The organism is Comamonas sp. B-9 (assembly GCF_000410635.1).
Lineage (GTDB): Bacteria > Pseudomonadota > Gammaproteobacteria > Burkholderiales > Burkholderiaceae_C > Comamonas.
On sequence record NZ_APCR01000604.1, the window covers coordinates 1 to 349 of the forward strand.

The window sequence follows — 349 nt, forward strand, 5'->3', positions numbered from 1 at the left end:
GGCGAGCCAGCAGGATGTGTTCACGGGTCTGGGGCATGGGGCCGTCAGCAGCCGAGCAAACCAGAATAGCGCCGTCCATCTGGGCAGCGCCGGTGATCATGTTCTTCACATAGTCGGCGTGACCTGGGCAGTCCACGTGAGCGTAGTGGCGGTTAGCCGTTTCGTACTCAACGTGTGCGGTATTGATGGTGATGCCGCGAGCCTTTTCTTCAGGAGCAGCGTCGATTTCGTCGTACTTCTTGGCTTCGCCGCCGAACTTGGCAGACAGCACGGTTGCGATAGCAGCCGTCAGCGTGGTCTTGCCGTGGTCCACGTGACCAATGGTGCCCACGTTCACGTGCGGCTTGGT

At 60.5% G+C, this 349-nt stretch carries 1 protein-coding gene; it reads right to left on the reverse strand.

Annotated elements, in window-relative coordinates:
* Positions 1–349, reverse strand: a 349-nt coding sequence (locus H928_RS30010; protein ID WP_192816973.1) for a GTP-binding protein, incomplete at both ends; no start/stop codon positions are given.